This window comes from Paenibacillus qinlingensis (assembly GCF_031455095.1).
In the GTDB taxonomy this organism is placed as follows: Bacteria; Bacillota; Bacilli; order Paenibacillales; family NBRC-103111; genus Paenibacillus_E; species Paenibacillus_E qinlingensis_A.
The window spans coordinates 878,658-901,620 of sequence record NZ_JAVDSB010000001.1 but is presented as its reverse complement, the minus strand read 5'-3'; the positions used below and the strand labels follow the sequence as shown (position 1 = coordinate 901,620).

23 protein-coding genes are annotated in these 22,963 nt (G+C 44.5%); 4 read left to right on the top strand and 19 right to left on the bottom strand.

Going from position 1 to position 22,963, the window contains the following annotated elements:
• Positions 1-210 precede the first annotated feature (210 nt).
• From J2736_RS04035 to J2736_RS04005, 7 genes are all read right to left on the bottom strand, one after another.
• Positions 211-1,680, bottom strand: coding sequence for a putative amidoligase domain-containing protein (locus J2736_RS04035; RefSeq protein ID WP_310223779.1), 1,470 nt, complete (start codon positions 1,678-1,680; stop codon positions 211-213).
• A 181-nt stretch (positions 1,681-1,861) separates the two neighbouring features.
• A complete protein-coding gene (locus J2736_RS04030; protein ID WP_310223777.1) occupies positions 1,862-2,431 on the bottom strand; it encodes an outer spore coat protein CotE in 570 nt (189 codons plus the stop codon).
• Positions 2,432-2,545: 114 nt separating this feature from the next.
• Positions 2,546-3,505 carry an aromatic acid exporter family protein gene (locus tag J2736_RS04025; protein ID WP_310223775.1) on the bottom strand — a complete coding sequence of 320 codons (960 nt, stop codon included), beginning with the start codon at positions 3,503-3,505 and terminating at the stop codon, positions 2,546-2,548.
• Between the two features lie 78 nt (positions 3,506-3,583).
• On the bottom strand, positions 3,584-4,426 hold the full coding sequence (locus tag J2736_RS04020) for an ABC transporter permease (RefSeq protein ID WP_310223774.1): 843 nt from the start codon (positions 4,424-4,426) through the stop codon (positions 3,584-3,586).
• Entirely contained in the window at positions 4,419-5,192 is a 774-nt protein-coding gene (locus tag J2736_RS04015) for an ABC transporter ATP-binding protein (RefSeq protein ID WP_310223772.1), read from the bottom strand. The genes J2736_RS04020 and J2736_RS04015 overlap by 8 nt, the downstream gene beginning before the upstream one ends.
• A 43-nt stretch (positions 5,193-5,235) precedes the next feature.
• Positions 5,236-6,252: an ABC transporter substrate-binding protein gene (locus tag J2736_RS04010; protein WP_310223770.1), complete on the bottom strand. Its 1,017-nt coding sequence runs from the start codon at positions 6,250-6,252 to the stop codon at positions 5,236-5,238.
• A gap of 287 nt (positions 6,253-6,539) precedes the next feature.
• Positions 6,540-8,060 carry a carboxypeptidase M32 gene (locus tag J2736_RS04005; RefSeq protein WP_310223768.1) on the bottom strand — a complete coding sequence of 507 codons (1,521 nt, stop codon included), beginning with the start codon at positions 8,058-8,060 and terminating at the stop codon, positions 6,540-6,542.
• Between the two features lie 172 nt (positions 8,061-8,232).
• Between J2736_RS04005 and J2736_RS04000 the strand changes: the two genes are divergently transcribed.
• Together J2736_RS04000 and J2736_RS03995 are read left to right on the top strand one after the other, a co-directional pair.
• Positions 8,233-8,556: an iron-sulfur cluster biosynthesis family protein gene (locus tag J2736_RS04000; protein WP_310223766.1), complete on the top strand. Its 324-nt coding sequence runs from the start codon at positions 8,233-8,235 to the stop codon at positions 8,554-8,556.
• Positions 8,557-8,605: 49 nt separating this feature from the next.
• Positions 8,606-9,184 (top strand): beta-class carbonic anhydrase, encoded by a 579-nt coding sequence (locus J2736_RS03995; RefSeq protein WP_310223764.1) that lies wholly within the window; start codon positions 8,606-8,608, stop codon positions 9,182-9,184.
• Between the two features lie 62 nt (positions 9,185-9,246).
• On the opposite strand, the gene J2736_RS03990 is transcribed toward J2736_RS03995, so the two are convergent.
• The 8 genes from J2736_RS03990 to J2736_RS03955 all read right to left on the bottom strand — a co-directional run bounded on the left by J2736_RS03990 (position 9,247) and on the right by J2736_RS03955 (position 18,564).
• Positions 9,247-11,418 carry a hypothetical protein gene (locus tag J2736_RS03990; protein WP_310223760.1) on the bottom strand — a complete coding sequence of 724 codons (2,172 nt, stop codon included), beginning with the start codon at positions 11,416-11,418 and terminating at the stop codon, positions 9,247-9,249.
• A 24-nt stretch (positions 11,419-11,442) separates the two neighbouring features.
• A complete protein-coding gene (locus J2736_RS03985; protein ID WP_310223758.1) occupies positions 11,443-12,621 on the bottom strand; it encodes an ABC transporter permease in 1,179 nt (392 codons plus the stop codon).
• Positions 12,618-13,337, bottom strand: coding sequence for an ABC transporter ATP-binding protein (locus J2736_RS03980; protein ID WP_310223756.1), 720 nt, complete (start codon positions 13,335-13,337; stop codon positions 12,618-12,620). The genes J2736_RS03985 and J2736_RS03980 overlap by 4 nt, the downstream gene beginning before the upstream one ends.
• Before the next feature lie 27 nt (positions 13,338-13,364).
• Positions 13,365-15,110, bottom strand: a complete 1,746-nt coding sequence (locus J2736_RS03975) for an efflux RND transporter periplasmic adaptor subunit (RefSeq protein WP_310223754.1) — start codon at positions 15,108-15,110, stop codon at positions 13,365-13,367.
• A gap of 42 nt (positions 15,111-15,152) precedes the next feature.
• Positions 15,153-15,764: a hypothetical protein gene (locus J2736_RS03970; RefSeq protein ID WP_310223753.1), complete on the bottom strand. Its 612-nt coding sequence runs from the start codon at positions 15,762-15,764 to the stop codon at positions 15,153-15,155.
• A 97-nt stretch (positions 15,765-15,861) separates the two neighbouring features.
• Positions 15,862-17,313, bottom strand: a complete 1,452-nt coding sequence (locus tag J2736_RS03965; protein ID WP_310223751.1) for a sensor histidine kinase — start codon at positions 17,311-17,313, stop codon at positions 15,862-15,864.
• A complete protein-coding gene (locus J2736_RS03960; protein ID WP_310223749.1) occupies positions 17,306-18,034 on the bottom strand; it encodes a response regulator transcription factor in 729 nt (242 codons plus the stop codon). The genes J2736_RS03965 and J2736_RS03960 overlap by 8 nt, the downstream gene beginning before the upstream one ends.
• The gene (locus tag J2736_RS03955; RefSeq protein WP_310223747.1) at positions 18,031-18,564 is read right to left on the bottom strand and encodes a DUF309 domain-containing protein; all 534 of its coding nucleotides are present in this window, start codon (positions 18,562-18,564) and stop codon (positions 18,031-18,033) included. The genes J2736_RS03960 and J2736_RS03955 overlap by 4 nt, the downstream gene beginning before the upstream one ends.
• A gap of 179 nt (positions 18,565-18,743) precedes the next feature.
• On the opposite strand from J2736_RS03955, the gene J2736_RS03950 reads away from it, so the two are divergent.
• Positions 18,744-20,657 carry a glycosyl hydrolase family 18 protein gene (locus J2736_RS03950; protein ID WP_310223744.1) on the top strand — a complete coding sequence of 638 codons (1,914 nt, stop codon included), beginning with the start codon at positions 18,744-18,746 and terminating at the stop codon, positions 20,655-20,657.
• Between the two features lie 69 nt (positions 20,658-20,726).
• Here the strand turns inward: J2736_RS03950 and J2736_RS03945 are convergent, their stop codons facing one another.
• Positions 20,727-20,945, bottom strand: coding sequence for a hypothetical protein (locus J2736_RS03945; protein ID WP_310223742.1), 219 nt, complete (start codon positions 20,943-20,945; stop codon positions 20,727-20,729).
• A 176-nt stretch (positions 20,946-21,121) separates the two neighbouring features.
• On the opposite strand from J2736_RS03945, the gene J2736_RS03940 reads away from it, so the two are divergent.
• Positions 21,122-21,280 carry a DUF1540 domain-containing protein gene (locus tag J2736_RS03940; RefSeq protein WP_310223739.1) on the top strand — a complete coding sequence of 53 codons (159 nt, stop codon included), beginning with the start codon at positions 21,122-21,124 and terminating at the stop codon, positions 21,278-21,280.
• A 131-nt stretch (positions 21,281-21,411) separates the two neighbouring features.
• On the opposite strand, the gene J2736_RS03935 is transcribed toward J2736_RS03940, so the two are convergent.
• From J2736_RS03935 to J2736_RS03930, 3 genes are all read right to left on the bottom strand, one after another.
• Positions 21,412-21,873: a carboxymuconolactone decarboxylase family protein gene (locus J2736_RS03935; protein ID WP_310223737.1), complete on the bottom strand. Its 462-nt coding sequence runs from the start codon at positions 21,871-21,873 to the stop codon at positions 21,412-21,414.
• 201 nt (positions 21,874-22,074) lie between these two features.
• Positions 22,075-22,230: a sporulation protein Cse60 gene (locus J2736_RS34265; RefSeq protein WP_397340217.1), complete on the bottom strand. Its 156-nt coding sequence runs from the start codon at positions 22,228-22,230 to the stop codon at positions 22,075-22,077.
• A 63-nt stretch (positions 22,231-22,293) separates the two neighbouring features.
• A complete protein-coding gene (locus J2736_RS03930; RefSeq protein ID WP_310223735.1) occupies positions 22,294-22,824 on the bottom strand; it encodes a hypothetical protein in 531 nt (176 codons plus the stop codon).
• Positions 22,825-22,963 lie beyond the last annotated feature (139 nt).

Genomic DNA, 22,963 nt, shown 5'->3' with positions numbered 1-22,963 from the left:
ACCTATTGCAAAGTAAATAGTGAACTCTATGAAACTAGTAATCTTATTTTCAATGATACACAAACTCATAGAAATCATTCTGCTTACCGCAGGAAAATCGCCCCCGGGCAAGCAGAACAATGGAATATGTGTACTGCCTTCACATGCCACACATTTTTAGAAAAACCAACAGCTATTCATCTCTAACTCTAGGATGCAATAGATAATCTATTATAACATGATTTCTTCGTCAAAAGCTTCTTTACGCACACCGGGTGCAATTTTCCAAGCGACCCGAATGTCGGCCATCTCGCGCCACGGCAGCATGGAGGTTATCTGTAATCGAAGCCCTTCCAATGCCCCTGCATAGAGCTCATACCCCTTGAGCTGCTCCAAATCCTTCCAAAGCTTGGCAACCTCACCCTGAAGCCTGTTCTTATCACCCTTGTAATAAGCCGCTTGGATATCGAGTTCTTGCAGCGGCTTCCGCGGCAAGCGCCAGTAATTATTCACAAGCAAGGCGGCAAGTGCGAACACTCCTCGTGTAATGGTTGGAGACTGAAGCCAGCTTGGCAGTGTTCGGTATTCGAACCCGCCATGTGACTTTTTGCGGAAGTCACCTAGATAGCCATACTTTGGACGCCGACCGCGCGTTGATTCGTCTTCAATTAAGATCAGCGGCAGCGCGAGATAATTGTCCAGGACCCGCAGCAGGTGCACATTCATCCAGCAGCGGCTAAAATGGATGTGTCCGCCTAGCGGGTAGCCTCGCACAGGCATGCCGCCAGAGCACCACGCTAGGCTATGGTCGGTAATCTTCCGTGCAGCAATCCCCATGGTCACTCGCACATTCTTTACAAGCTGCAGCGGATCAACGCTGGGCTGCGGGCGCAGCTCTGCTAGCGGCAGAATCACGCGATGGCCGCTCAATACGATGGCGTCGCTGCCCACAGCGCCTTCCCGGGTTAAGAAGCGGTCGGCGAATACGACCTTCCCCTGCGGATTCACGAGCAGGAATTCGGGGTCGCAGCCGAGCATCACTCGCTCTTTCCGTTCCAGCTCTTTAGTGAGCGATTGATCATACTGATCAATCGCTTGCGCAAAGAGCTGTACTAATCTCCCGTTCAACTTGGGAACGGGATCTACATCCAGCACGAGTGTATGCCCGCTGGGCGTGATACCGATGGTGACAAGGCCGTAGTCTAAGCCAAGTGCGTAGATGGCTTTAACGGATTCCCGGCTCGCTCTGCGTGCGTGGAAATTGATTTGAGCTGTTCCAACTTCTATGTAAGCTGCGTTCACACGATATTGTCTCTGATGTTGCAAGGATTTCTCAGCAAGCAGAACGGTCTCTTTTTTTTCATAAATGAGAAGCGTTTGCAAGTGAAACACAGCCACTTTATATTTAAGGATAAATGGCTTCTGTTCCTTTTTCCCCTGAGCTGAAGCAGCATGAGATGCCATAGTTTTCATCCCATGAAGCTGAAGTATCTCCTCCCGCTTCCTTCGATTCTGAGCGCGTATGATCGCTTTAATGGGCTGCAGAGCAGCCAGATAGGGATATTCATCATGTGCGGCTCCCCAATGCAGTACGATCTGTCCTTGCCAATTCTCAGGAAGCCTAGATCCACTAGGTATTCTGATTCGTTCAGCAAGCTCAAGTGCGTCTTTCTCCTGAGCATGCAGGAAGAAGGTTTCCACGCAAACACCCCCTCATTCTTAACTTTGCTGCTTAGTTTTAAGTGCATCCTGCCCAAAAGTGCGAATACAACAAAAAAGAGGGCAAATGCCCTCTGCCGAACCCTTTTAGCCCGCATATACTGGCGTATAAAGTTCCTTAGGAGACTTTCCGAAATCAAGTATCGAATTTCCGAAAGCTCCCTTAATCCAGTTCATCCTCGAGCAGATCGGCGTCCAGATCCTCAAAATCCCCATCGCCACTGTCATCGAAATCCACGTGCTTGTCGTCGAAGTCATTGCAGCCGTTGGTGCAAACGACTACACAGACTTTTGTTTCGGCAATGAGTTCTACTTGGAACTCACGTTCCACCCGAATGGTTACGCCGGTGCCGCTAGACGAGATGCTGGCTTCAACGCAATTCGGCTCCTGCGTCGCGACAGCTGATACTTCGGCTGTCGCCGACTTATGTTTTTTGTCTAAGTAGCTTAGTCCAACAATTTCTACATACGATACGGTTTCTTTTGCTACGTCTGTTTTGGTGTTACGATCGTAAGAATACCAGATGTTGATATCGTAAGTACCAACTACCTCTACGCCCTCTCCAGATGAATGGACAGCCTCGAATTGGTTATTAATAATCCAAGCGCCCAAAATACTGGTTGGAGAATAAGGCGGAGTCACGGTATGACTTACATGAGAAAATTTGCGACCTTTACCGCAGACAGCTTTTGTAATGATCTCTCTGCATTGCAAATCTTTATCTAATGACATCCTTTCAACCTCCTCCATACAATCATTCATTACAAGTGTATGCAGGACAGTAGTCTAGAGTGACAATTATTTTATATTATTTTTGAGATTCAAAAATACTTATATCTGTCAGAGTCAACCCGCTTCTGGACGGTGTTTTTTTTGCTTTTTGGCAATAGCTAAGTAGTGCATTAACTCCCTATTAAGCTGTAAAATCGCTGATCTCACTTCGAATTCTTCACGACTCTCAGGCAAAGGCATCAATTTATATCGAGCCACCAGCTCTTGTAATTCTTTCTCCGCAGCCCCTGTATAATAGTCTTCCTTGACAGTTTGGCTAATATCTTCGAAGATCGCAGCGACTAACTCTCCTTGAGGTAAAGTCTGATACACGCCGGCCACTAGATCAATCATGCGATGTATCGATTCCAGCTGCTCCCCACGCATGTAGAAATACACTCGCCAATAAGGATCCCAGCCGAATAACAACGTATTGTCCATCGAACGTTTGGCCATTAAGGCGCCATTTTCGATTTCCTCACTAACTTCCAGCAGCTCTTTTCCATCCCAAATGACTTTATCATCCCGGAGATGCTTGGCAATATTGATAAATATGACAGAAAATAATTCCTCAATTTTTCGTTTATGCGCGTTCAGTGAGGTGTCTGCCTTCGGCATGTAGGCAATATTGATTAGGGTCGCTGATCCCAGTCCAATGACTAACAAAATCAGCTCGTTGAGCACGGATTGCCAATCCGCCGATTCATAAGCAAAGAGATGCAGCATCACGACCGCTCCTGTTACAGCCCCTTCGGTAATCCGAAGCCGAACGAGAACGGGAAACACGATAAGAATAAACAAACTAACCACCCAGATATGAAAGCCAAACACGTTAAACAAAATGGAACCAATGAATAAAGCCAAAATGGATGCCGCGATACGGTGTAGAGCACTCTGAATGCCTTTCTTCTTCGTCACTTCAATACCCAGAATGGCAAGAAGTCCCGCTGCCCCTGGCGTATGAACCCCTAATATATACGCCAAGTACATCGCGATTATGACTGCAAGAGCTGTTTTGAGCACACGAAAGCCCATAGCGTTTTCACCTCTTTACAGGTTATTCTATGGGCTCATTATTTCATTTTACATGGTGTTGTGGCAAGCCTCTCTCTATTACCGATGTTTCGTTAGTTTCTTCTCTAGGTTGGCAACAAGCTGGTACATCACCGTAGCGACTAAAGCAATTACGAATAAGGTGGATATCACTAAAGTGAAATTAAAGACTTGAAAGCCATATATGATTAAGTATCCCAGCCCCTTCTGGGACACTAGAAATTCTCCGACGATGACGCCGATCCAGGCCAAGCCAACATTGACTTTCAGCGTAGAAACAATAGTGGGGAACGAAGCGGGGAAAATGGCTTTGAGAAAAACTTTACGCTGATTGCCACCGAATAATTTTACAACCTTAATGTAATTATGATCCACTTCCTTGAAGCTTCCGTATACAACAAGTGTCGTAATAATAACCGTAATCGAAAGTGTTGTCGCGATAATGGAAAGTAGTCCAGGCCCGAAGCCCACAATAAATAAGGGTCCTAGCGCTACTTTCGGCATACTATTTAACACGACAATATAGGGATCCAATATCCGCGATAGAAAAGGAGACCACCAAATCACGACGGCTAAGGCTGTTCCTAAAAGGGTACCCAAGAAAAACCCAATAATCGTTTCTTCTACGGTTACAGCGACATGAGGAAGAAGCGTTCCGTCAAGCAACTTCTCCCAGAGCAGTTGAAATACTTTAGAAGGATAGCTAAAAAGCAGCACATCAATCCATTTCAATCGCGATGCCATTTCCCATATGGATAAAAACAGAAGTAGGATCGCTGCTTGGATAAGTCGAACCCACTTCGTCTCTCGCTTTCTGGCCTTTAGAAAACGCTGATGTACATCCTGCTTTAATTTCTCATTCGATTGGTCTTTGAGGATGTGCCCCTCATCTCGATTATCCATGCTGCACACCCCCAAATTCCTGCCAGATTTGTCGAAATAGTACATGAAATTCAGGCAATTCTCTCGCTTCAAAAGGTACGGCTGCCCGAACTACGTCTGGCATTTCGAAGGATCGGCGAATACGCCCTGGATTCGGCGCCAACACAAGAATACGGTCACTCATCGCAATCGCTTCTGAAATATCATGTGTGACCAGTATCGCGGTTTTCTTCTTTGCGCGCAGCGTCTCTACAACCAAATCTTCTAACTGCAGCTTCGTCTGATAGTCCAGTGCGGAAAATGGCTCATCCAATAGCAGCAATTCTGGTTCTGTTGCCAAAGTCCGAACAAGCGCTACCCGTTGCCGCATACCACCTGATAGCTGCGCGGGATAATAATCTTTGAATGCAAGCAGTCCCATCTCTTCCAATAAGTGAAGCGCCCCCTGCCTCTTCTCTTTCGTGAGTGAGCCTGCGATTTCCAACCCCATACAAGCATTAGCTTCAATTGTTCGCCAAGGAAATAAGTAGTCCTGCTGCAGCATGTAACCTACTTTTGCCGATGGCCCATGCACCTGATGACCAGCTACGGTAACCTTGCCAGAAGTCGGCGAGAGGAGTCCCGCAATGATGGATAAGAGCGTTGTTTTGCCACAACCGCTAGGACCAATCAAACTGACAAACTCGCCTTTGGCAATGTCGAACGAAATTCCCTGGAGGGCCAGCGTGGCTCGCTCTTCTGTGACATATACCTGCGTGACATCCCCCACTTGCACAGCTGTTTCCATGGCGCCTAACCTCCTCTTTTCTCCATCTTGCGGGTATTTTCTTTTAGTACTTCTTCACATTCGTTTTCGCTTTTTCCGCAAAGGAATTATTCACTAATTTACTCCAAGCTACTTTCTCTTTCAGTTCGCCCGCTGATGCCATAACATCGAGTAAATTGTTCCATTCGGCTTCATCCACAATGCCATCTGGAGCAAAGGAACCTTGATCTTTATATCGTTTCACTACATTTTTGACAATTGCGACATCAATATCTTTAAAATATGGCAATACTGCTTCGGTGATTTCATCCACACTTTTCGCAGCAACCCACAGCTGCGCCCGTTGAATGGCATTCGTAAACTTCTGAATCGTGCTCGCATTCGATTTCAAAAAGCTTTGCTTCGCCATGAAGACGGTATACGGCAAATGTCCGCTTTCTACCCCGAAGGATGCCAGCACATACCCTTTGCCTTCTTTTTCAATAATGGACGCTTGCGGTTCGAAAAGCTGAACATACTCTCCTGTGCCTGAAGCATATGCAGAAACAATGTTAGCAAAATCAATATTTTGGATTAGCTGCAAATCCTTCTGAGGATCAATGTTATGTTTTTTCAAGGTGAATTCGCCTGCCATTTGCGGCATTCCGCCCTTACGTTGACCTAGGAAAACTTTCCCTTTGAGGGCGTTCCAATCCAACTTATCCACTTTGTTGCGTGCTACGAGAAAAGTTCCGTCTGTTTGCGTAAGTTGGGCAAAATTGATAACTGGATCATCCGAGCCTTGCTGTGATACGTAGATCGAAGTTTCTGAGCCTACTAGTGCCACATCGATTGCATTGGAGAGCAGCGCGGTCATTGTTTTATCTCCGCCTGGTGTCGTTGTGAGCTCAACATCAAGCCCTTCATCTTTGAAAAAGCCCTGTGATAACGCGACATATTGCGGTGCATAGAACAAGGAACGCGTCACCTCACCAATGCGCACCTTCGTCGTTTCTTCCGTTTTGGTTCCACACGCAGAAGCAATTATGCTTAGGAGCAGAACGACGGATAGTGTGAATCCCCATCTTTTCCGATTGTTCATAAGACGTCCCTCCGATTTGAATTGTACTGTATCGTATGCAAGAGCCCAGACGTCGGTTAATGGTTCTTACAAAAAACCTTGTGGCGTCCATAAAATTTGGGGAATTTGACGAAGATGATGACGATGCTATCGTGCTTTTGTGCGTGCGTACGAAGACATGCAGTGGGTTGGGAGATGACAAACAAGCAGCAACACGAAAAAACAGCTTCCCGTGACGGAATAACCGTCAACCGAAAGCTGTTTCTAATACTTCCTATAGCTACTATGTGCTTACTTACTGAAATTCTTTAAATTCCGTATACTTCGGCGTACTTCTCTTCCAAATACGCAATCAGATGTTCCGGATTTAACGGTTCACCTGTCACTTGTTGAATGATTTCATTCGGCGTGAGCAGTTTACCGTGCTGGTATACTTTCTCGGTCAACCACGCTTTGATAGGTGCCAGGTTGCCTTCAGCAATTAGGCTATCGAAGTTCGGCAGCTCTTTCCGTAGCGTGTTCGTGAATTGCGCCGCGTACATGTTCCCAAGCGCATACGATGGGAAATAGCCAAAAGCGCCGCCAGACCAATGCACATCCTGCAGGACACCTTCTCCGTCATTCGGTGGGGTTACCCCTAAATACTCCTCGTATTTCGCATTCCACGCTGCGGGAAGATCTGCTACGGTAATCGTACCGTTAAATAACCCTTTTTCAAGCTCATAACGAATCATGATATGTAAGTTATACGTGAGCTCATCCGCTTCAATTCGGATTAAAGATGGCTCAATATGGTTAATGGCACGGTAGAAGTCTTCGACACTAACATCATCAATTTGCCCGCTGAACGTCGTCTGAAGCTCACCATAGTAGCGATCCCAGAACTGTTTGCTGCGGCCGATGACATTTTCCCAGAAGCGGGACTGCGATTCGTGAATCCCCATGGAAGTACCTGTACACAGATTCGTTCCAACAAGGTTGGTTGAAATATTTTGCTCATACAGCGCATGTCCGCCTTCATGAATCGTCCCAAACAGGGCCGAAGTGATATCATTGGGCAAATAGCGTGTCGTAATGCGCACATCCCCTGGGTTCAATGCTGTAGCGAAAGGATGAACAGTTTCATCCAAGCGACCCGCTTCGAAATCATATTGCATTTGTTTTAAAATAGACAACGAGAATTGCTTTTGCTTACCGATATCAAATTGTTGATCTAAGAAAGTGCGATTAGGTTGGTTGGCTGAAGCGGCGATCCGCCCTAGCAGTGGAACTGCTTTTTCCCGTAGGGTGCCAAATACCTCATCTAACTTCTCAACTGTCATTCCTGGCTCATACATATCCAACAATGTGTTATATTTATGCCCTTCATAGCCCCACAGCTCGATAAATTCTTGTGTAGTCGCTACAATTTTCTCCAAAAATGGTTGGAAGGACGCCCAATCAGAATTATGCTTCGCGCCTTCCCAAGCAGACTCTGCCTGAGACGTCAATACAACATATGCCTGATATTTTTCAGCTGGTATTTTTTTACTGCGGTCATATTCTTTTTTGCATTCTTGCACCATTTTGCGGGAAATGGGATCTAATTGGTCCAGCTCAGCTGGCTGCACGAAGAAGTCGAGATAACTACCCATTTCATCCGACGTAGACATCCGAAACACCTCGGTGGAGAGCTCACCGACAACTTCGGAACGCGTTTCAATCCCTTTTTTCGGAGCACCTGTCCGCATGTCCCAATAAATCAAAGAGATTGCCTCTTCGTACTGCTTCATTTTACGAACATAAGATTTGAACGATGCCAATTTCGCATTTACAACACCAACACTCATGTGCTCATCTCCTTCAAGTTTTCGATAGAAAACTAACATCGCAAGCATTTTCAATATTTATCATACTTCCTACGAGGGATAGAATCAAATTTCCATCTAGATGTGGTACAATATAATAATGCCTTGGAATGACTGGCTGTTTGGGTGCAACTTAACGAGGGAGATGACCGGAATGAACATCACGTTTACGGATACAGCGAAACAACGATTGTCACCATATTTGGATCAAAACAACACCTTACTGAAACTCGTTTTTGATACGGAAGGCTGCGGTTGTTCGGTGAATGGTGTACCTACTTTGTGGCTGGTTACTGAGGCAAAAGCTGAGGATGCTAAGGCTGTAACCGACTTTTTTCCACTGGTTTATAAAGCGAAGGACGAGATCTTTTTCGAGGCGAATATGAAAATCGACTTTCACGAAGCCAATAAATCCTATATACTAAAGAGTAATAATCAGATTTACAATGCGGGTATGAGCCTAGTCGACAAACGATAACGCTGCACAACATAGAAACGCAGCCAACAACTTACCTGGAGGGAACACCATGTCTTTGATTAATGAAATTTTGAGCTACAACAAGGATTTTGTAGAAACGCAACAGTATCAAGAGTTTCTGACCACGAAATTTCCAGACAAGAAAATGGTCGTTGTTACATGTATGGATACACGCTTAGTCGAATTACTTCCTAAAGCCATGAATCTACATAATGGTGATGCTAAAATTATTAAAAATGCCGGCGCCATCGTCTCTCACCCTTTCGGCAGTCTCATGCGCAGTATTATTGTTGCTGTCTATCAGTTGCAGGCTGATGAAGTTTTCGTCATTGGACATTACGATTGCGGGATGACAGGACTTAACTCGGCAAACGTTATTGCCAATGCGAAATCCAGAGGAATCTCCGATGATGTCATTGAAACATTAGGTCATGCAGGGATTGATCTGAACAAATGGCTAACAGGATTCAATGATGTGCGAGAAGGCATCGAGAAAAGTGTGAATATCATCCGAAATCATCCTTTATTACCTAAAAATTTACCCGTTCACGGCATGATCATCGATCCGGAAACAGGTCGTTTAGATCTCGTAGATTCGGCTTATCCACTCGCTCCAGAATTGTTATAGTAACTAAAAAGAGTAGATCCAGTTTATCTGGACCTACTCTTTTTTTCATTTTACCCATTCGATTATGGCTTAATTGATCTGATCAAACGTTTGGCTTCCCCATTCGGCGTGGAAACAACTTCATAAATATTGATAAATGAGCCTGATGTATCTTGTTCCGATCTTAAATTTGGAAATTCTAGGAACTGAATACCGGACATTATTTTTTGCTGACCTGTGAAGGTCATTGTTTTGGAGCTCAATAGACGTCCTTCCATGTCCACCACTTCAAACAAGAGCGAGGAGAAATTCGCATCTGTGATCACTTGTGCTTGACGCTGCACATCCAGATCTAACCGCATACGGTAACCATACCCGCCGTCTTTGCTATAGGTCGTACTTATCGAGTAATCGTCAAAATCGATCGTAAATGGATATACGGAGATAGGACCCGTCGATGGTACAGGCTGCACTTCTGCCTTGTATGAGCCAAGTGCCAATCGGCTTGTATCATACAGATTTAGCGCAAGCTTATCCGCATCCTCACTATCAGGTACCATGTACGAGTAGCTCATCACATAGCTTGTATTCGGAGCGATGCTCTTCGCCACATTAGTTTGACGAACACCTGTATAGGTGTAGCCATCTTCGTTCGTTAAATCCGTTTGAATATCCGGCAACGTTAAGGTGGATGTGCCTTTATTCGTTAATTTGTATTTTCCAACGACCGTCTTGTAACCGAAATCTGAATTCACACTCAAACCCAGCTCAACCAGAGACATATCCACGTTGGAATCAATCGCATTCGAGGATGTAAATTTAAAAGATTCACCGATCTTATAATCTTGAGCTGCTGCATAGGTCGTACCTTCACTCGCAGCACCTGCACCCGCAAGTGTGGTTACAGCTACTGGCAGAGAGGCTACTTGTTTCCCATTGTTATTCGTATTGTTATTCGTATTGTTATTTGTATTGTTCTCCGTATTCCCCGTATTGCCATTGCTGCCTATACCTGTTTGTGTTGTTGTCGCAGCAGCAGCTTGTTTCTCCAGCAGAACAAGTTGTAACACTTCTGCGCTTAGCGCCGCAGGCACCACGCCTTGGAAACGGAACGTAGTGGACTCATTTGGTGATAAATACGAAGTACGTACCGCGTTATCACTGGATGTCACGCCAACGTTGCCACGATTCGCCTGGAACTCAGCTGTTAGGTTTGGAATCGTAATAATTCCTTCACCTTCGTTGGTCAACGTCACATTCGCCTGTACATGCAACCCATCGGATTGTTGAACGGCTGTTGCCCAAGAGGTCGAGATGACGAGACCTTTCAAATCATCATTCGATTCTGTATATGGATAAGCTACTTTGTCACCAATTTTGCCTACGGCGAACGTCTTTGCAGCGTTCAATGTGCCTAGCACCGTCGTTTTCACTTTGCCTTTAGGTGAAAAAACCAAAGACAATTTGTTCGTATCTATCGAAGCCGGTACAGCTGCCTGCAATTTCACAGTCACAGGCTCTTCAGGAAGCAATGATCCTACATTGCCAATAAACTGTGCTCCGTAGGTCAATCCTTTACCGTCTGTGAAATTGAGTTCCAGTGCTTCTGGCAGCTTAACGCTTGAACTACTTTCATTCGCAAGTGTCAGATCCGTGTAAACCATCCACACACCGTCTTTGTAAACCTTATAACTTTTACCTAGTTTAGCAGTTACTATAACTTCTTCAGCCAGCGTTGTATCAATCTCTTTTAAATTAATAACTGCTTGCTGTTCCAGGGTTTGACCCCCATCAACCATCGCAGATTCGACAGAAAGCGCACCAATCTCTGAAGTCGTGTTATTATTCCATCTGAAAATATCCACTTTCAAATCGGAAGGGGTTAGATTGTTCGGAATTTCTGACGTAAATTTAAACGTCCCCGTCTCTCCTGCCTTCACACGTGCTACTACCTTCTCATTAAGCTTCGCTGTATACGTAATGCCATTCGCATCTATGACTTTAACACCATAATTATTAAAATCGACGATGGCGTCACTATGATTATTCAAGCCTAGTGAGAAACGTAACGAGCCATCCTCCGCTCCAACTGATAACGACACTTTGTCTAATGTGAAATAGACGGAATCACTTAGAAATACACCTTCCTTACCAGCGAAAGCTGAGGTTGCCAGAGGAAGTGTTAGAAAGCTAGCAGCAGTTAGCAATAAAGCTGAACGACTGAGCAGTCTTTTCATTTTACGTTGTTGAATCACAGGAAGTCCTCCTTGTAGTTACATTTAGTCAGAACGCAATGCGTCAATCGGACGCAGCTTGGATGCTTTATTAGCCGGATATAGACCGAAAATTACACCGACTAAGACAGAGAATAAGAAGGAATAAAGGCCTACATTAAATGAAAGACTGGTTGACTGCTTCGGGCTGAAATACGGCAGTGCATAAGAGAAACCAATCCCTAGCAGAAGTCCGATCAAGCCGCCCATTCCACTGATAACGACCGCTTCCACCAAGAATTGCAACAAAATATTTCGACGCTTCGCGCCAATCGATTTGCGAATCCCGATCTCACGTGTACGTTCACTTACCGTAACCAACATAATATTCATAATCCCGATTCCACCGACAAGCAAGGAAATCAACGCAACCGCTACTAATTGATTCGTAAGCGTATTGGTTGCTTCTGTCCGTGCTTTCAATAGCTCGTCCTGATTCGTTAAAACAAAGCCTGTATCACTTTTGAACTTATACGTCAGGAACTGCTTCATCGTCTCCTGAGCGGTATAAATATCCTCTTTTGTAGGTGCTTCGATGTACGTTGTCCGGATTTGTCCCAGCTTAAATTGACGTCTTGCCGATTCCAGCGGCACAATGACAGAGCTATCGACAGAAGCTCCCCCAATGTTTGAGCCCTTTTCTTTGAGCGTCCCAATGACGTTGAACACAACACCATCAATATTGATGTTTTCGCCAACTGGATCTAATGTTCCGAAAAACTTTTTCGTCACTTCACTGCCCAAAATCGCAACATTGGAACGAAACTCAAGGTCAGTTGGCGACAAATTCCGACCTTTATCGATTTTTGCTTTGATAATGTCGAAATAACGATCATTCGTTCCTAGCACATTATATTTCTCTTGTGTACGATCATATTTGATGTTTGATCCGTTCTTCGACATCGTCGGTGCAATGGATTTGAATTCCGCGAAATTCTCAAAATTCATTAAATCATCATAGCTTAACTGTGTCGCACGTCCGGTCCCAGTCGCCGTAACCACAAGTAAATTCGTTCCCATGTTCTCGTATTGCTTCGCAATCGCCTCCGAAGTTCCTTGACCGATGGAAACGAGCGTTACGACCGAGCTTACGCCAATAATAACGCCTAGCATGGTGAGAAATGTTCGCATTGGACTTGAAATAATCGTCCGAAGCGACATCCGGATGAGTTCACTTACCTTCATACGCTCACCTCTTGCTGCAACAAAGCTTTGTTCGTGTCATTTCGATAGTCATCCACAATGACGCCGTCGCGAAGGGCAACGACACGTTTGGCATTATCCGCGATATGATGATCGTGCGTAATGAGAACGATCGTATTGCCTTGTGCATTAAGTTGTAGGATTAGCTCGAGCACTTCCTCACCTGTACGTGAGTCCAAAGCTCCTGTCGGCTCATCCGCCAAAATCAAGGATGGTGAGATAGCCAACGCACGCGCAATGGCTACACGCTGCTGCTGACCACCGGACAGCTCGCTTGGTCGATGATGACCGCGTTCGCCCATCCCAAGCATTTTCAGCATGGCATTGGCACGCTCCTTACGCTCTTTCTTAGAAATGCCCGCGTAAATCATCGGAAGCTCAACGTTCTCCATCGCCGTCAATCGCGGAAGCAAATTAAACTGCTGAAAGATAAAGCCAATCTTCTGATTGCGTAACTCAGCTAATTCATTATCACTCATGCGTTCCGTCACAACACCATCCAACGTATAGCTGCCTGAGCTTGGTATATCCAACAAACCGATTGTATTCATCAAGGTTGATTTGCCGGAACCACTTGGTCCGATAATGGCGACAAAATCACCCTCGGCTACAGATAACGATATATTGCGGAGAATGGGAAGATCTTCCTCGCCGCGCCTATAGGTTTTCGTAATATCTTTTAGTTCAATGATATTCATCCCGCAATAGCTCCTTTCAGGGCAGCATTATCTGTTTCCGCCACCAGCATTACCGCCACCTTGGGTACGCTGTGCAGCTCCGCCTCCGGCATTGCCTCCACCGCCAGCTCCGCCTGCGCCACCTTGTTGGAATTGCTGGAAGTTACCACCACCGCCTGCTCCACCGGGACCACCTGCGCCTTGTTGGAATTGTTGTCTCAAACGATTAATCTCGTCTTGACTTAAATTTTGCTGTCTTTTTGCAGCTTGAGGGACGAGAACTTTATCGCCTTCTTTAAGTCCTTCGGTGATCTCGATTTGGGTTGTGGAACGAATACCAATTTTCACTTCATGTTCTGTTTCTAATGTGCCATCCGCTTTTTTCACAGTTACAACGCGTTTACCACGCTGTAGTTGAAGTGCTTCTGGTGGGATGTACAGAACATCTTTCTTATCTTGAATCAAAATTTCACCCGTTGCTGTCATTCCGTATTTCAACAAATTATCTTTGTTTTCAGTAGCAAGAATAACGTCATAAAAAGTTACACCGTTCGTTGTCGTACCTACCGTAGAGACTTGAGTCACTTCAGCTGGGAATGGGCGTCCTGGGAAAGAATCAACCTTAATCTCAGCCTTCATTCCTACTTTAATGTTCGGCAAGTCCAGCTCATCCACTTGAACCGGGAGCTGCATTTTGGCAAAGCTAGCCACAGTACCAAACTGCGTGCCGCTTTGAACCCTTGTTCCCGGGCGGAAGTTGCTCAGAATATCCACTTTTTTATTCACGAAATCTGTTGAGAACACACCATCAAAAGGAGCAAGAATTTTCAATGCGGTTACGCGATCTTGTGCCGCATCTACTTTCAACTTCTGACGCTCTAGGGCAGCTTGCGCTGTCGTGATGTCATCGTCTAAGGTATCATTCAAGAACGAGGCAAGCAGATCACCTTGGTGCACAATTACACCTGTTTTGAAAGGCAATGTGGAGATACTGCCCGTCGTACCTGCAAGAACGGTAGCAACCTGCACGTACTGTAGTGCTGCTTTCCCTTGCGAATCAACCGCACGTCCGCCAATCGTCGCAGATCCCATTGCATTCAAACCTGCATCCATGGAATTGTCATTCTTAATTTGAATATCGATATCGACAAGCTTACCGCCCTTACCATCCGATTTCGGATCTTTGGAAATGGCTGCTATTGTTCCTGTTTTGGTGATCATGAAGCCATCAACCGTAATGTCAATGGTATCACCTTTATGTAATTGTGCCGCATCCTCCACAAAAAATGGCAAGGTAACGGTTAGCGTACTCGCATCGCCAATCGTAGCGATTTTCGTCGATTTATTAATCGTTGCGCCAACATCAATATTGGCATACGTTAATTTCCCGCTAATAGGTGCGGTAACACCGGTAATTCCTCTTTGTTGTTGCTTCGTGGCCAAATCTTTCGCCAATTGCTCATAAGTCGTTTGGTTATCTCGTAGATCATTTTCCAAGTTGGAGCTTGTCAATTCGATCAGAACATCTCCCGCTTTAACCGGCTGATTACGTGTCAGGCTTATCGATTTGATGACGGCATTTTCTGTAGACGTAATCGTTTGGGTATCTTTAGGCTCAAATTGGGCAGTTCCCGAAACAGAGGAGCGAATGTTCCCTTTTTTAACATCGACTGTAACTTCTTTGGTCTCTGCTGCTTTCGATTTCTTTCCTTTCGATAGATAGGCATAGGAACCACCAGCACAAACGAGGATTGCCACAATCACGATGAACCATTTACTGCGAAAAAATTTCATTCTGATACTTCCCCCTTAGCAATTGTACGCTTGTACGCAATCTTACGACTTCGAAACCAGTAATTCGATTAATTGCTGCTCGACGCTGATCCCTAATCCACGAGAATCAGGAGATGGCGCATCGCTGTTGACACGCTCTGAGACACCAGCTTCAATCTGCTGTTCGGACTTCCTCCTCTTTTCGAAAGCGGTTACATACCGTTCCCTCTCCGCCGCTGTCAACGCTTCCCTATGAGCTTTCACTCGTTCTGCGATACGCTGCTTCAATTGCTTCGATTGTTCATCCAGGTAAGCTTTCTGCTCTTTCGTTAACACTTGGATGACTGCTTTACGCTCGGATTCGTCAATACTTCCTTCTTCTTCACTCTTGCGAACAATGGGCAAAATGGATCGAGATTGCTCTGCTGTTAATGCTAATAACGGTTGTCGATCCATCACGATTAACCCTTGAAATAGCATAACCAGCTGCTGCTCTGTTACATTTTGTACATCTTCTGCCGCAGGGATCTCTTGCGAGACTTGGGCTGAAGCAGGCATAGACGGAGCCACAGCTGCAGAGGATCCAACTTGTCCGATACTCTGATTAGTACAACCGACTACCAAGAAGGTCGTGAGGATTACACACAGCAAACTATTGCGTGTACTGCTGCTCAACCAACATACACCTCCACAAAAAAACCTATCCATCAGCAACAGGATAGGCGAAATATGTGTATGAAGTATGATAAAATTGTGAACATTTTGTGAACTTTTAGCTTTTTCTAGCAAATACGATATGAAACTCTGTCCCTTCCCCAACACGGGAACGAGCGTTAATTGTACCATTCATTCCGGTGACTAAATGCTTGACGATTGTAAGACCTAACCCCGTCCCCGAAATTCCGTCTGCTTTGGATGTTCTAGCTTCATCTGCCTTATAGAATCGATCCCAAATGCGAGATAATTCGGAAGCTGTCATCCCAGCCCCTGTGTCACGAATGTACAAATGGACTTCTTTCTCATTCTCTTCTAATGCGAGTGTCACTGTACCCCCTTCTGGGGTAAATTTAAACGAATTATAGATGAGATTATGGATGATTTGGGCAAAACGATCCGGGTCTAACAGTATGTAACATCCTTCAACATGTGTTTCGGGTAAGATGAGATGTAAAGAAATGTGTTTCTCTTTCATCGCAGGCTTCAAGAGTTCCATTGAATCTTCCAATAATTCAATCATATCGACGGGTCGCAGCCGAAAGACATCCACCCCATTTTGAATCTGGGCAAGATCAAGAAGATCCGCTACTAGCCGTTGCAAACGCTGCACTTCTTGTTCACAAATAGTTAAATAGTGCGGGTATTTTTCCTGAGGAATAATATGATCATTCATTGCAATGATGAAACCACGTAATGTTGTTAACGGTGATCTGAGCTCATGCGAGACATTGGCGAGAAATTCTTGCCGCGTCTCCTCCCACTCCTCCAGTTTCTCCACCATGAAATTAAAGCTTTTCGCCAACTGTCCCACTTCATCCTGCGAATTGACTGGAACACGGGTCTTGAAATCGCCATGTGCCAACTCTAATGCAGCACGATTCATCTGTTGCAGCGGCCCAGCGAGCTTACGGGAAACAATGAACAAGATAAAGCCAACGGCAATAAGCGAAAACAAGAGCGGTAATAAAATATTCAGACGAACCGCGGAAATGACTTCACGCACGTCACCTGCAGGGAAATGAAGAATAATGACCATCGGCTGATCATTTAATTGATACGGAGCGTAGAAGGCAAATAAGTTTCGTTTCCCTTCCGGCGTTTCCAGACTAATCATGCTATGCCCTGTACGACCATGCAAACCATCAATAAACAACGTGTCCATCTGTTTGGGAATGGCTCTTCCTTCACTATCGGATGAACCGTTGCTGATATTGCCTTTCTCATCCACGAGCCAGACTTGTCCATTAATACTTCTGGCGAGAATCCGAACGGTATATTTCAATTCACGGATAGAAATAGTGCCATCCTGAACCGAATTCAATAAGCGGGCAATTTCTGTATTTCTTTTTTCTAGAAGCTCGATTTTATCCTTATAGAAGAGATCTGTAAAATAATAATTCCAAAAGACGAATAGACCGATAAAAAAAAGTACACAGGTCGCAAGAAAGGAGAGGAAAATTTTAATATACAAGCTATTGTACTTCCCCATGACCCAACGTTTAAGCATGCTGAACAACCTCAAATGAGTACCCGATTCCCCACAGTGTTTGGATATTCCACGTCTCATGCTGTCCTAACTTCTTCCGAAGGTTTTTCACATGTGCATCCACGGTACGTGTTCCTCCTGTAAAATCAAAGTTCCACACATACCCGAGCAAATCCTCGCGTGTAAATACACGTCCTGGATTGCTCATTAAGAAGAATAGAAGCTCAATCTCTTTCGGCGTTAATTCGATTCGGTTGCCATCAACCGTTACACGATACTGCTCTAAGTCGATCATAATATTGCCCATTTCCAACCATTTGCGCGGTGAGCTTTGTGGCCCCGTCATATCAGCGGGCACTTGCAAGGTTCTGCGGAGCACAGCTTTAATACGCGCAATTAGCTCATTCGGATCAAATGGCTTCACTAAATAATCGTCGACTCCCAGATTGAAGCCTCTCAACTTATCCAAAGATTCACCTTTTGCCGTTAAGAAAATGATCGGGGTGTGATGGTAAGGAGCATCCATCCTGCGAATTTGCTCACACAATTCATAGCCAGATACATCCGGGAGCATGATATCGAGCAGCACCAAGCATGGCCGTTCATTTGTGATCGTTTTAAGCACATTGCCGCCGCGAAACAGTTGAATCGCTTCATAATTCGAATGCTCCAAATACAGCCTGACAACCTCGGAAATATTAGGTTCATCTTCAACGACTAGAATTTTACCCTCTGAACTCATTCCTTGCCACCTAATTCCTTTCGAATATGATGTTGTCTTGCCCTCTCTTCAATCACTTCAGTCCGATCTCTTCGCGTATGTTTATGAATGATCATCTCGTCCAATAGCCGGCTCGGCGCTTGCCAAGTCCAGCCCTTAAGCTGACATAATTCCATACACAAATCCTGCAATTCAGGATCTGCAATAGGCAAATTCATATCGACAAATTGGTAATTGTCAGTTCCGATCGCTTGCCATGCTTGCGCAATTCTTGCTTGCAGTTCCACATCATCTAACCCCAAGGTACGCACATCTTCAGCTTGCAAGTTTTTCGCAGCACTTTGCAGCATTTTCACAGCGCCTGCGTAATTCCCTCTACGACTGTGATACATGCCTACAGCAATTTGAATAAGTCCTACGTACGTTAACCTCGCTGGGTCATTGGGATGTTCCTTCCAATATTCTTCCATAACTTCATGACATTCGAAATAATCCCGCTCTCCGTGAAAATAACATAAATAATCGGTGTATGCCTCTGGATATTGCGTCATTTGAAATCCCCTCACCTTTAAGTTCATCACGGTTAAACCATTCTCTCCATATGTTACTAAAAAGTCGGGTCATCGTCCAACTTCATACTTTATCCATGAACTTCCATGGGGTCGAAAGCGCAACCAATCTACCTTTTCATGCGTCCAATAGAGTAGCTTACTAGAAAGAGGCGGAATGAATGAAAATAGGAAAATGGTTACTTAGCGGCACATTACTACTCTCCATGACGGTGCCTTCAACAGTTTTCGCAGCAAGCAATGGTCCATCTAGTATAGACAAAACGACGAAATACCGCGTCTTTCAGTACAATCAAGTACTCATGGAATTTGCAACGTATGCACAGGCCGAAGCGTATGCGAAATGGTTTTCGAACAGTCATGTTGAAGAAATTGGCACTCGTATTTGGATTTGGAGCAATTTCCCTCGCTATCAAGTGTATCAGCAAGATCTCACCCTGCCGGAATGGCAATTCGCCACTCTGAATGAAGCTATCGCTGAAGCTAAAAAATGGACGAACGCGAGTGTGCGGGATCTACAATCCACGGGTTGGGTGTGGAACAATTACGCCCGTTTCCAAGTCTATCAAAATGAGATTACACAAGATTCATGGAAGTTTACTAGTCTACCTGATGCCATCTCGGAGGCTAAAAAGTGGGGCGGCGCTCATATTATCGATATGAATTCGAATAAGTGGGTGTGGGATAACATCCCGCAAGCGGCAAACAGCGCGGGCAGTGTGGTATACAAGGTGTATCAAGGATCTTTTTCAGCACCTAATTGGGGATTTGCCTCTTTGGAAGATGCGATTAACGAAGCTCTTAATTGGGGGAATTCCACTGTCGTCAATATCAATACCAAACAAACGGTTTACAGCAATCTTAAAACTTATAAAGTATTTCAAAATGATGCTTTTCTTGAGGAATTCACTTCCGTTGATGACGCGATCAACTATGCAAAGCTATGGGGACATAGCGCTATTTACCGAGAAGGTCGTAAAATTTGGAACAACTATGCGTCATATCAAGTGTATCAAAGTACGAATCTGATTGGTGAGTTTAAAACCTTACCAGAAGCTTTATCCTATGGTAAACAGTACAGTAATTCTTCGATTCAAACCTTGGAGCATCGGATATTATGGGATAATTTCAAAAAACTTCAAGTCTGGGGCTGGAATGGCAGTTCAGGTGCAGAGACGATTAAAGCTCATGTTTCTAACACACTTGGACTAGATGTCGATTCCCCTTCTTATTTCGAATTAGCAGACAACGCGGGCAATTTGAAGGATACGTCGAATGTGGATACCGTCAAATGGCTGCAGAAAAATGGCTATACGGTCTATCCATTAGTTAGTAACCAATTTAGCTCTACGTTAACCACACAATTTTTGGCAAACACCGCAGCACAGGACAAGTTCATTACAGCTTTGGTCAACCGATCTGTCCAGTTGGGTGTTCCAGGCATCAATGTGGATTTCGAAAGCTTAGCGGGTTCAGATCGCAATGCGTTCACAGCGTTTATGACCAAATTAACCTCAGCCGCACATGCCAAAGATTTAGTCATCTCGATTGATCTGCCGCGCGGCAGTGTGAAATGGAATCATCTATCCGCATTTGACCATGAGAAGCTCGGTTCCATTGTTGATTACGTCGTTATCATGGCTTACGATCAATATTGGAAGGGAAGTACATCGCCAGGCTCCGTTGCGGGTATTCCTTGGGCAGATGGAGGCGTTCAAGAGTTCCTATCCTATGGGATTCCACGTGATAAAATCATACTTGGCATTCCGTATTATGTACGTGAATGGCAGTTAGATGCCAAAGGAGCATTGGTCGGTAACCGCACCGTACTGATGAAAGACATCCCTGCTTTAATGGCTTCGAAATCAACCACCCAAACATGGGACAGTGAATTTGGACAATACCGTGTCGAATACAAAGAGAATGGCTACACGTACGTTCTCTGGCTAGAGAATCAAGCGACCGTTACAGCGCGTATGGACATTGCCAAAAAGTACGACATCGCCGGTGTTGCTGCTTGGCGCCTAGGCTATGATTCAGCTGATTTATGGCAGGCTGTGCTGCAGAAGAAGTAAACTGGCATCCTTGCAGAAGAAAGACAATAACCTGAGGGAAGGACAAGGTCCTTATCTCAGGTTATTTTATTAGATAAACCCCAATTGACTGAACGTCGTCTCTGTCCCACAATCCGCACAGTACTTCGCATCCGCTTTGTTAACTTTATAACAACCCTTATGCATCAGGGATTTTTCTTTCGTACATTTATTCTTGAGCGGCGCCCCGCAACGTATGCAGTACCTGTCTTCTTTCCCTGCAACGTATTTGCATCTGACACAGGTTTGAAGCTCATCCTTTCCAGCCATTTCTTCATCCCCTTGAAATCTTTTATCGCTTACTTCAAGTATATGAAGATGATCTGTGCGATTGTGAATAGGGATGTGAAATCTTCAATGATGATCATTAAATAAGTATTTTGCATGCGATGTATAAAAAGAGGTCCCTTTCGCCCACCCTATGAGGTAGGGGAGGTGAAAAGGACATGGCAAAAGATGTAATGTGTGAAGTGAATTCCTGCAAATACTGGGCCAATGAGAACAAATGTAATGCGAAATCAATTGCAATCGTGAGTCACCACGGCAGCAATCAAGCGCGCAATTCAGAAGAAACGGATTGTCGTACGTTTGAATCCAAAGTTTAGAATTTGAGTGAAAAGAGGCCGTTTTGGCCTCTTTCTATGTTTCTACATCTATTGTAACCAATAATGATAATTATTATCAGTGAATTACAGGAGATTTTTGAGGAGAAGATAACTTGCACAATAAATATTCTTTATTTCGCTGCTGGTGGCTGATATTCGCCAGGGATCATACCTGTTGAAATCGCTATACGATTCCAAGCGTTAATCGCATTAATCGCCATAATCAAGTCAACAAATTGTTCTTCGTCAAAATGTCTACGGACTTTCTCAAACAATTCCTCTGATACACCACCGTTAGAGATTTGGGTCACAGCTTCTGTTAAGGCAAGTGCAGCCCGCTCAGATTCAGTGTAAAATGGCGCTTCTCGCCAAGCGTTGAGCAAATAAATTCGCTGTTCCGTTTCCCCCATCGCTCGCGCATCTTTGGAGTGCATATCCAGACAATAAGCGCAGCCGTTGATTTGAGAGGCGCGGAGTTTAATTAACTCCACTAATTTAGGGTCAAGACCGCTTTTCTTCACATAGCCTTCCAATTTTAATAGTGTTTGCAAAGATTCAGGACGTACTTTCGTATAATCCAATCTGATTTCCATATCTCATTACTCCTTTATTTTTCATTTTTTAATGTCGACAATAGTTATCGCCGATTAACAACATCTACAATATAACGCTATTTAGTGATGAAGTCAACTAGCCTATTACTGACAATTCTTAAAGGAAAAACGACACATAAACAGCCTTAGGACGATGGTCGTCCTAAGGCTGTTTATGTGTCGTTTTGTCTTATACCAAATCTACGATTTATAAGTAACTAAAATATCGAAAGACCCATCAGAAGAGGAAAACTTAACATCGACAACGGATGATTCTGGTAGTCCAGCCAAGAACTTATTGGCATCATCTTGTACAAGCATTTTATTCGAACTAGAAAACACCCTAACTTGAATCATTTCAATCACCTCATCATCATAGTCGTTTAGAACCATTATACATAATCGTGAGGTAAATTAATGCTACGTTCTTGTGTTCTTTACAAAGAAGATACGTATCGCTGTGATCCATCGACGGATTCTTCTTTTCAACTTACCTGTTGCAAGACTAGCAACTGTAGCTTCTGTAGTACCCTTTTCACCTGTTTCAGCTGTTTCACCCATTTCCCCCGTTGCATCCGTAGCTATCTCCTCACCTAGATCACTAGTTTCATCTGTTGCACCTGTAGTTCCATCCGTTCCTGTACTCCCCGTAGTTCCCGTCTCTACTGTCTCTCCGGGAGCTCCTGTTACTCCCATCTGCCCTATCGCAGCTACATAAAATTTAAGTTTCACTTCTCTTCCCTGGTACTCTTCAACATCAATTTCCTTGACCTGGATCCAATCAACGGTTGCTACAAACTTATCAAATTCGGATATTCTTTGAATAGCGCCATCACCAATATTGAATTTTATTTTCAACTCGGTTTCGTTTGCATATTCGACTTGCACTTTTTCGATATTTGTCATACCTACAGTGCCAATATGATTCATTAACTGGGCAAGTTTGCTCAAAAGCATCACACCTCCAAAATAGGAATATCCTGTCCTATTGCATAGCGGAAACCGTTTCTATTTTCTATATCATATGTTCCCTAAAATACCCGTGCATGGACGAAACTCATAGAATTCTGGCTGTTTATCAACTTATTTT